Origin of the sequence: Streptococcus pseudopneumoniae, assembly GCF_001068775.1 — a bacterium.
In the GTDB taxonomy this organism is placed as follows: Bacteria; Bacillota; Bacilli; order Lactobacillales; family Streptococcaceae; genus Streptococcus; species Streptococcus pseudopneumoniae_N.
Window position 1 is genome coordinate 30,575 of sequence record NZ_JWAJ01000148.1, and the last position, 10,353, is coordinate 40,927.

Here is a 10,353-nt window from a genome sequence, read left to right on the forward strand (position 1 = left end):
AGGAAATAATATGAAAAAATATGTTTTTATGCGTATCTTGCGGTCGTTGGTTTCTATTTTCTTAGTAACGACCTTGATTTACACAATCATCTATACGATGGTTCCACGGAAGTTGATCTTCAAACAAGATACTAACTACAATAAAATTGCGACAACGGCTGATAAACGAGATAACTATGAAAATACTGTCTTTGAGCGTATGGGTTATATCGAATATTACGATACGAAAGAGTTGCAGGAAAAAGCTAGTAGCATTGACTCTTCTGTTACAGTAGATGCAAATGATACAAATAAAGCAATCTATGAAAAATATATCCAACAACTCGGGAATGGTTGGACTTTAGGTGAGTTTACAGAGAGCGGTCAATTCTACGCTACACGTGAAATTCCTATTTTTGAGCGTGTGTTCAAATTCTATGCAAACTTGCTTGATATTGACCATACAAACAAGATACAAGACCCAGAAAATCCAAACTTAGAGCGTTATTTGCGCTTTGAGAATGACCCTGCTATCGGTTGGTCTCTTGTGGGTTCAGGTACTAAACACAAATACCTCTTGTACTTCAATAGTCAGTTCCCATTTGTTCACCAAAACTTTGTCAACTTGAATCTAGGAGATTCTTATCCAACTTATGCCAATACTCCTGTTCTTCAAGTTATTACACAAGGACAAGGACAAACCAAGACTTCTGAAGTTCAATTCCCAACTGGTAAGAAAACATCATCAGTTAATATTTACTCAAGAACTTATAAATCTCCGAGTCAAGCTGATGCTCGTGAAGTAGCCAACTACGGTAAAGATGATCCATATACAGCTACTGAAAGCAACTATCAGTACCCATCTATGATTGCAAGTTCTGCTATCACTGGTTTGATTGGTCTTGCGATTTCATATGCGATTGCGATTCCTCTTGGTTCAGCAATGGCTCGTTTCAAAAACACTTGGATCGATAGTTTCGCTACAGGGACTCTAACTTTCTTGTTGGCTCTTCCAACGATTGCCCTAGTCTATATTATTCGTTTGATTGGTTCTTCAATCGGCTTCCCAGACTCATTCCCAATCTTGGGTGCTGGTGATTGGCGTTCTTATGTCCTTCCTGCAGTGATTCTGGGCTTGCTAGGAGCACCTACTATGGCAATTTGGATTCGCCGTTATATGATTGACTTGCAATCACAAGATTTCGTTCGTTTTGCTCGTGCTAAAGGTTTATCTGAGAAAGAGATTTCTGATAAGCACATCTTTAAAAATGCTATGGTACCACTCGTTTCTGGTATCCCAGGTTCTATCATTGGTGTTATTGGTGGAGCAACTCTTACTGAAACAGTCTTCGCCTTCCCAGGTATGGGTAAAATGTTGATCGACTCTGTAAAGGCTTCAAACAATAATATGGTAGTTGGTCTCGTCTTTATCTTCACTTGTGTTTCAATCTTCTCAAACCTTATCGGAGATATTTGGATGACCATTATTGACCCACGTATTAAATTGACAGAGAAAGGAGGCAAATAATGTCTACAATTAGTAATGAAAAATTTCAGTTTGTAAAACGTGATGATTATGCCTCTGAAGCAATTGATGCTCCTGCCTACTCATACTGGGGTTCTGTCTTTAGACAGTTTTTGAAGAAGAAATCAACAGTAATCATGCTAGGTATCTTGATTGCAGTTGTTTTGATGAGTTTCATTTACCCAATGTTCTCTGATTTTGACTTCAATGATGTAAGTAAGGTAAATGATTTTAGCGCTCGTTACATTAAGCCAAATGCTGAGCATTGGTTCGGAACAGACAGTAATGGTAAATCTCTCTTTGATGGTGTCTGGTTTGGAGCTCGTAACTCTATCTTGATTTCTGTCATTGCGACCTTTGTCAACCTTTTTATCGGTGTTGTTATTGGTGGAATTTGGGGGATCTCAAAATCAGTTGACCGTATCATGATGGAAGTCTACAACGTTATCAACAATATCCCATCACTTTTGATCGTTATTGTTTTGACTTACTCTATCGGTGCAGGTTTCTGGAATTTGATCTTTGCCATGAGTGTAACCACTTGGATTAGTGTTGCCCATTCAATTCGTATCCAAATGTTACGTTACCGTGATTTAGAGTACAACCTTGCTTCACGTACCTTGGGAACACCAAGTTACAAAATTATTATGAAAAACATTATGCCCCAATTGGTATCTGTTATTGTTACGAGCACGTCGCAAATGCTTCCATCTTTTATCTCATATGAAGCTTTCCTATCATTCTTTGGACTTGGCTTGCCAATCACAGTACCAAGTTTGGGACGTTTGATTTCAGATTATTCTCAGAACGTAACAACCAATGCATACCTCTTCTGGATTCCATTGACAACTTTGGTCTTGGTATCCTTGTCCCTTTTCGTAGTAGGTCAAAACCTAGCAGATGCTAGTGATCCACGTACACATAGATAGGAGTAGAAATGACAAAAGAAAAGAATGTAATTTTGACTGCTCAAGATATTGTCGTGGAATTTGATGTTCGTGACAAGATTTTGACAGCTATTCGAGGTGTCTCCATCGATCTGATCGAGGGAGAGGTTCTCGCTTTAGTTGGGGAGTCAGGTTCAGGTAAATCAGTTTTGACAAAAACATTCACAGGAATGTTGGAAGAAAATGGTCGTATTGCACAAGGTAGTATTAATTACCGTGGACAAGATTTGACAGCCTTATCTTCTCATAAAGAATGGGAAAGTATTCGTGGTGCCAAGATTGCAACTATCTTCCAAGATCCAATGACCAGTCTAGACCCAATCAAGACAATCGGAAGTCAAATCACAGAAGTTATTGTTAAACACCAAGGTAAGACTGCTCAAGAAGCTAAAGAGATGGCTATTGACTATATGAATAAAGTTGGTATTCCAGATTCTGAGAAACGTTTTGACGAGTATCCTTTCCAATATTCTGGGGGAATGCGTCAACGTATTGTTATCGCGATTGCTCTTGCTTGTCGTCCAGACATTCTTATCTGTGATGAGCCGACAACAGCTCTTGACGTGACCATTCAGGCACAGATTATTGATTTGTTGAAGTCACTTCAACACGAATACCACTTTACAACAATCTTTATCACCCACGACCTAGGTGTCGTAGCAAGTATCGCTGATAAAGTTGCAGTTATGTATGCTGGTGAAATCGTCGAGTATGGTACTGTTGAAGAAATCTTCTACGACCCACGTCATCCATATACATGGAGCCTCTTGTCAAGCTTGCCTCAACTTGCGGATGACAAAGGTGAATTGTACTCAATCCCTGGAACACCTCCATCGCTTTATACTGAATTGAAGGGAGATGCTTTTGCTCTTCGTTCAGATTATGCTATGAAGATTGACTTCGAGGAAAAAGCACCTCAGTTTGCAGTATCTGATACTCATTGGGCTAAGACATGGTTGCTTCATGAACAAGCTCCAAAAGTTGAAAAACCATCGGTGATTGCAGATTTACACGACAAGATTCGTGAAAAGATGGGCTTTACACATCTTGAGGGCTAGGAGGAAGGAAATGTCTGAAAAATTAGTAGAAATTAAAGACTTAGAAATTTCCTTCGGTGAAGGAAGCAAAAAGTTTGTCGCTGTTAAAAATGCGAACTTCTTTATCAACAAAGGAGAAACTTTCTCACTTGTTGGAGAGTCTGGTAGTGGTAAGACAACAATTGGTCGTGCTATTATCGGTCTTAATGATACCAGCAAAGGTGATATCATCTTTGAAGGTCAAAAAATCAATGGTAAAAAATCACGTGAACAAGCTTCGGAATTAATCCGTCGTATCCAAATGATTTTCCAAGACCCTGCTGCAAGTTTGAATGAACGTGCAACAGTTGACTATATCATTTCTGAAGGTCTTTATAACCACCATTTATTTAAAGATGAAGAAGAAAGAAAAGAAAAAGTTCAAAATATCATTCGTGAAGTGGGACTTTTGGCTGAACACTTGACACGTTACCCACATGAGTTCTCAGGTGGACAACGTCAACGTATCGGGATTGCCCGTGCCTTGGTTATGCAACCTGACTTCGTTATTGCGGATGAGCCGATTTCAGCCTTGGACGTTTCTGTACGTGCCCAAGTCTTGAACTTGCTCAAAAAATTCCAAAAGGAATTAGGCTTGACTTATCTCTTTATCGCCCACGATTTGTCAGTAGTTCGTTTCATTTCTGATCGTATCGCGGTGATTTACAAGGGTGTTATTGTTGAAGTGGCTGAAACTGAAGAATTGTTTAACAATCCAGTTCATCCATACACGCAAGCACTTCTATCAGCTGTTCCTATTCCAGACCCAATCTTGGAACGTAAAAAAGTTTTGAAAGTCTATGATCCAGATCAACATGACTATGAAACTGATAAACCTTCTATGGTAGAAATTCGTCCAGGTCACTATGTTTGGGCAAACCAAGCAGAGTTGGAACGCTATAAAAAAGATTTGAAATAAGAAAGAGTTTTGTAATCTTGGTAGAACAATTCTATTAAGATTATGAAACTTTTTTATTTTTGAAAAAAACTAGTTTAAAGATAGACAACTAAATACCCGAGAACATGCTAATACTCAATGAAAATCAAAGAGCAAACTAGGAAGCCAGCCGCAGGTTGCTCAAAGCACGGCTTTGAGGTTGCAGATAAAGCTGACGTAGTTTGAATTTGATTTTCGAAGAGTATAAGACTAGTCTTCAATGACAATTGGATGAGAGACCAAAGAAGCTGTTTTCTTTGAAAGTGTATTGAATCAATACAAAATGGAATGGATAAAACTACTTTCAGACTAGCTTCGCTGAAGCTGCAAAATTAAAATCACTTTCTATTTAAGAATCTACCTTGCATTGCCTTACTTTGTGTGCTAGAGTTATGATAACGATTACAAAAATTAAGGAGAATTATATGAGAAACCCAGCACTAATAGAAGAAATGAAAACTTACAGAGGGAGAGATGAAGTTCCGCAAGACTTTGACGCTTTTTGGGATGGTGAGATTGAGGAATTGTCAGTGTTACCAGACTATCAATTAGAGGAACGAGACTTTCATATTCCAAATGTGAAGTGTTATGAGTTAAGCTTTAAAGCTACCCGTGATGGCCTTGTATATGCGCGTATAGTCTTACCAAAATCAGAAAAGAAAGTACCTGTCATTTTCCACTTCCATGGCTATATGGGACGTTGCTGGGATTGGACAGATATGCTAGCCTTTACAGTAGCTGGTTATGGTGTCGTATCGATGGATGTTCGTGGACAATCTGGATACTCACAAGATGGCTTGCGCTCACCTCTCGGAAATACAGTTAAGGGCCAAATCATCCGCGGTGCTGTTGAAGGAAAAGAGCAACTTTTCTATAAGGATGTTTATCTTGATATTTATCAATTAGTTGAGATTGTAGCTAGCTTTCCACAAGTGGATGAGAGGCAATTAGCAAGCTATGGAGCTTCTCAAGGAGGGGCACTAGCTCTAGTGGCTGCGGGGCTAAATCCACGTATCAAGCGTACAGTTGCTATTTATCCATTCTTATCAGATTTTAGACGAGTGCTAGAGATTGGAAATACCAGCGAAGCCTATGATGAGCTCTTTCGTTACTTTAAGTTCCATGATCCATTCCATGAGACAGAAGAGCAGATTATGGAGACGCTCGCTTATATCGATGTAAAAAATCTTGCCCATCGCATTAAGGGGGAAGTTCGAATGATTACTGGGCTTGATGATGATGTCTGCTATCCAATCACCCAGTTTGCTATTTACAACCGTCTGACTTGTGAAAAGAGTTATCGTATCATGCCTGAATACGCTCATGAGGCCATGAATGTTCATGTCAATGATCAAGTTTACAATTGGTTGTGTGGTAGTGAGATTCCTTTTAAATATGTGAAGTGATGAATGAGAGAGCCTAGTAGCTCTCTTTTTGTATAGAGTCTAGTCAGCAAATATTCTAGTTCATATATACTTTGAAATTCAGCAACTCTTATAGCTATCACTGTATTTTAGGGAAAGAATGATAGAGTCCTTAATATGAACTATGATACGAATGCTTTGAAGCGGAAATGATAGATGAATGGCTATTTCTGAATCATACCCCAATGTTTTTCCCTGTATTAGAAAGGATATGGTAACTAAAGTCATCCATAAGAAGCCAACATGTTTTTTAAACCGATTTTTTCTTTGATTTTGTCATTCTTATGTCTAATGTGGTGGAACCTATTTCAATACATTGAAAAGCGTCTGTAAAATGTGTTATAATTTATAAGAAAATATACAGTTTCGCTACAAATGAACATTTATATATAAGTTTATGTATAACTTAGTTTTTCTGATTAGGATAATATCTTATAAAAAACTATATTCTTGGAGATACAGCACTTAAATATCATTTGTAAAGTAGCAAAATAGTCTATGTCTATTTTTATTGTAAGAATCAAAGTAGAGAGTGTTATGCTAATGAAAACTGTAATATTTTATTTTTTAGAATATACTTGGATAAATTAACTTTGAAAGTTAAAGTGAGGTAATGTATGTTTGTATGTTTAAAGGGTTTAGGGAAATTTCGTAAATCCAAAGCTTATGGTTTGGTTGGTTGTTTGACACTATCCGCAGTGATTGGCTTAGCTACACCAGAGTTACCAGTTATTGGTGGTGGGGTTGTTTATGCTGATGTCATTCAAGGTGGTAGCGATATTCACGATGTGGATGTTCATAGTAAATCTGCAGAAGGTGTTGCTATGACTTATACCACTTATGATAGCGGAACAAGTGGAAAACAAACTGCGTCTGGCAGTGGTGTATTCGTAGCGCCGAATGTGATGGTGACAGTAGCTCATAACTACTATGATAAAAACCAAGAGGATAAGTCTGCGGTCTTGCGTGGTGGGGAGTCTGCTCGTAGTTATGTTGTAATGAACTCGGAAAAGGAGAAAAGTAATAAAGTACCTACTTCTGGTGTATCGGAAACTCTTGAAAAAGACTCTATTCATTTGTATAACGGAAAAGATTTTGGGAAAGATTATAGCAATGATTTAGCAGTAGTGGTAACTAAAAAGCCTGTAGAAGCTATGACAGGTGGTGAAGATTCACCAAGAGAATTGAGCCATAAAGAGGTTTCTACTGGTGATAAAATCACTATGGTCGGCTATCCCAATGATTTTTCTACTCCAAATTTAAGTAAAGAAAATAAAGCTCGCTTGAAAGACGGTAAGGCTTATTCAGTCTCAACAACTGTGAGCAGTATCAATAAAGAGAGTGGTGCAGTCACTTATCATTCCTCAGCTTTAGGAGGTTTTTCAGGTGCTCCTTTGTTTAATGATAAGGGAGAGGTAGTCGGTATCCACCAGCACGGAACAAATACTTCAAACGCTCCTGAGAGTGAGCGTATTGGCGGTGGTACTATCTTTACGGACAAGCACAGAGCTTGGATTCAGTCAATGATTGATAAATATGGTATAAAGGGTTGGTATATAGATGGTGCAAACCGTTACTACTATGATGAAAATCATATAGCTTTAAAAGATGTAGAGTCTGAGATTGACGGTGCTTTGTATAGTTTTGATGAAAAAGGTCGAGCTACTTTAGTAAAAGGTGAAGAAAAAGGTCGTGTTCTACTTCGAGTAGAAGATACTAAAGGAACTCGTTTGATTTCAGATAAGGTTGTTCAGGAAGGCCCTGTTGGAAGTGGCTTGAATTTTCATTTAAGACAAAATCCAGACTTCAAACAGTTAATAGCAACGTCCTCAACAGCTAAAGTGGTATCCTATAACAGAGTGCCAATTAACAAACTAGCAAGTGATACTAGTTGGTCTGATGACTATGTCAGTAAGTTAGCTTTAGGAGATACAATTATAAGAGCGGTAGTAGATTCGGTAACTCCTCCATCTACCTCTTCTTCGGATTTTGCAAGAACTGAAGTTGGTAAAGTCGATTTGAGTGGTAAATCGAACTTACCTGTTCCTAGTAAAGAGGTATTACAAGCTCCGAATGGTTCAGAGAATTTCTATGCTACAACGCACATTCAAACGCCAGATGGGTCGGGGTCAGGTACTTTAATTGCACCCAATTTGGTGTTAACAGTAGCTCATAATTTTTTAACAGTTAAAGGTTCTGAGGTAGTTACTAAATCTGGTCGCACCAATACAGTGTATAAAGCAACTTTACCGAATGGTAAGTCTGTGAATTTTTCAGATGATGATATTGTTTATTGGAATAAGAAAGATTCAGTATTTGGATTTAAAAATGACTTAGCTTTGGTTCGGTTAAAAGAAGCAGTAAAAGGAGTAGCTCCTGTAGAGGTTGTAAAACAATCTTCGAAAGTTGCAGAGGGGGATTCGGTTTCGGTCTATGGTTTTCCAGATAACAAGCTAAGTCCAGTTTTAGATAGCAAAGTAGTAGGAACTACAGACTTCGGTTCTGGAATAGAGGGAATTAGCTATGGAGGTACGAAACCTGGAGCGTCTGGTGGTGGTCTTTATAATGATAAAGGTGCTTTAATTGGAGTTCACCAAAATGGTGTTGTAGGAAGCCGTAGTGGTGGTTTGGTTTTATCAAAAGAGCAGCTGGATTGGGTTCGTTCTTATATTGAGGGTCAACCAAAAGATCCTGTCTATGTGGAAGATAAAAAAGTGGAACCTTCTAAGAAGGATTCGGATAAGGATTTAGCTGGGAAATTAGATCCAAAAAAAGATAGTGGAAAAGAAGATTCTGGTATTTTAGGTACATCTGGTGACTTTGCAGCTCCTACAGTAGATAAGCCAGAGTTTAAAGGTGGAGTTCCTTTCACTGAATCTCCTATACTGGAAATCCCAGAGTATACGGGTGTATTATCAACCTCAGGAGAAGAATCGGCCCCAACAGTTGAACAGCATGACTTTACAGACGGAGTTAACGGAGGCGAATCACTTGTTACAGAAGTTCCAGAGTATAGCGGTGTTCTCTCCACATTAGGAGACACTCCAGCCCCTATAGTAGATAAACCAGATTTTACAGGCGGAGTTAATGGTGCGGATGCTGAGGTCCATCATATTTCAGACTATACAGGTGGAGTTCCTTTCACTGAATCTCCTATACTGGAAATCCCAGAGTATACGGGTGTATTATCAACCTCAGGAGAAGAATCGGCCCCAACAGTTGAACAGCATGACTTTAAAGGCGGAGTGAATGGAGGCGAATCACTTGTTACAGAAGTTCCAGAGTATAGCGGTGTTCTATCCACATTAGGAGATTCTCCAGCTCCTACAGTAGCTAAGCCAGAGTTTAAAGGTGGCGTGAATGGAGGCGACTCACTTGTTATAGAAGTTCCAGAGTACAGAGGCTTCCTATCTACATTAGGTAATTCTCCAGCTCCTACAGTAGCTAAGCCAGAGTTTAAAGGTGGCGTGAATGGTGCGGATGCTGAGATTCATCACCTTCCAGACTTCACAGGTGGAGTGAATGCAGTAACTAGTGTTGTGTATGATGTAGAAAATTATACAGAAGTATTATCTACAGCAGGAGAAGGAAGTTCAGTAGTGAAATCTACTGATAAACAAGTAAATAATAAAGACAGTAAGGATGAAGCAGAAACTAAGCACGTTATCATAGGAATTGCTAGTTCACAACGTATTTTAAAAAATGAAACAGGAAGTATTCAAATTCAAGCTTCAGAAGAAGTATTGAAAAATGTGATAGGTATTCAAATTCAAGAAGTTCAATTTAGTGATTTAAGTTCATTAAACTACAAAGCATTTGATATCAAATTGAAGGATGTAAATGGCAGATATGTTAAACCTGAAGGAAAAGTCCTTGTTACTTTTGCTACAGATCAGTCCGTTGAGAATGTTTATGCTGTGGATCCAGAAGGAAAACTACACACTATTGAATTCGAACAAAAAGATGGAAAGATTATTTTTGAGACTAATAATTCTAGTATTTATGCGATGACTTTCCGATACTTCATTGACAATCCACTATTTAAAAATCCTACAGAAGATAACAAGGCTGAAGAAGTTTCACTGTCATCTAAATTGTTATCTACAAATGAAAACTCTGAATCTAATCGATTAGAGAATAAAGTAAGTAATAACGAACAGTCTAAGTTACCAAATACAGGTGAGAATAAATCAATAACAACAGTTTTGCTTGGTTTTGTGGGAATGATCCTTGGAGTAATGATTTCCTATAAACAAAAAGACAGTTAACTTTGTCTGAAATCTCACTTTGAACTTCTATGTTAATCTAAAATAAACCAGTCTGGAGTCCTGTAAAAAGATGGGAATTCTAGACTGGTTTTATTGATATAGAAGTTTATAATAAGATTCGTAATTTTGAGTAATATAGTTAATTGAAACAAGAGCAAGACAAAAGAGCCTCGAAAAAAGTACTACAACTTGGCAAT

The 10,353-nt window shown here is 38.1% G+C and carries 6 protein-coding genes; all 6 read left to right on the plus strand.

The features are described 5' to 3' along the window. Positions 1-10 precede the first annotated feature (10 nt). Entirely contained in the window at positions 11-1,507 is a 1,497-nt protein-coding gene (locus ADF68_RS09265; RefSeq protein WP_049502738.1) for an ABC transporter permease, read from the plus strand. Continuing rightward, positions 1,507-2,433, plus strand: a complete 927-nt coding sequence (gene oppC, locus ADF68_RS09270) for an oligopeptide ABC transporter permease OppC (protein ID WP_049549561.1) — start codon at positions 1,507-1,509, stop codon at positions 2,431-2,433. The genes ADF68_RS09265 and oppC overlap by 1 nt, the downstream gene beginning before the upstream one ends. An 8-nt stretch (positions 2,434-2,441) precedes the next feature. Next, the gene (locus ADF68_RS09275) at positions 2,442-3,509 is read left to right on the plus strand and encodes an ABC transporter ATP-binding protein (RefSeq protein WP_049549562.1); all 1,068 of its coding nucleotides are present in this window, start codon (positions 2,442-2,444) and stop codon (positions 3,507-3,509) included. A gap of 10 nt (positions 3,510-3,519) precedes the next feature. Beyond that, positions 3,520-4,446 (plus strand): ATP-binding cassette domain-containing protein, encoded by a 927-nt coding sequence (locus ADF68_RS09280; RefSeq protein WP_001291283.1) that lies wholly within the window; start codon positions 3,520-3,522, stop codon positions 4,444-4,446. Positions 4,447-4,889: 443 nt separating this feature from the next. Then, complete coding sequence (locus ADF68_RS09285; protein WP_049549563.1) at positions 4,890-5,870, plus strand: acetylxylan esterase; 981 nt, start codon at positions 4,890-4,892, stop codon at positions 5,868-5,870. 635 nt (positions 5,871-6,505) lie between these two features. Next, a complete protein-coding gene (locus ADF68_RS09290) occupies positions 6,506-10,156 on the plus strand; it encodes an SIALI-17 repeat-containing surface protein (RefSeq protein ID WP_049549564.1) in 3,651 nt (1,216 codons plus the stop codon). Positions 10,157-10,353: the final 197 nt, after the last annotated feature.

Excerpts from the sequence above, each read along its gene's own strand:
- ADF68_RS09265 (WP_049502738.1), top strand. The coding sequence starts at position 11 with ATGAAAAAATATGTTTTTATGCGTATCTTGCGGTCGTTGGTTTCTATT.
- oppC (WP_049549561.1), top strand. The coding sequence starts at position 1,507 with ATGTCTACAATTAGTAATGAAAAATTTCAGTTTGTAAAACGTGATGAT.
- ADF68_RS09275 (WP_049549562.1), top strand. The coding sequence starts at position 2,442 with ATGACAAAAGAAAAGAATGTAATTTTGACTGCTCAAGATATTGTCGTG.
- ADF68_RS09280 (WP_001291283.1), top strand. The coding sequence starts at position 3,520 with ATGTCTGAAAAATTAGTAGAAATTAAAGACTTAGAAATTTCCTTCGGT.
- ADF68_RS09285 (WP_049549563.1), top strand. The coding sequence starts at position 4,890 with ATGAGAAACCCAGCACTAATAGAAGAAATGAAAACTTACAGAGGGAGA.
- ADF68_RS09290 (WP_049549564.1), top strand. The coding sequence starts at position 6,506 with ATGTTTGTATGTTTAAAGGGTTTAGGGAAATTTCGTAAATCCAAAGCT.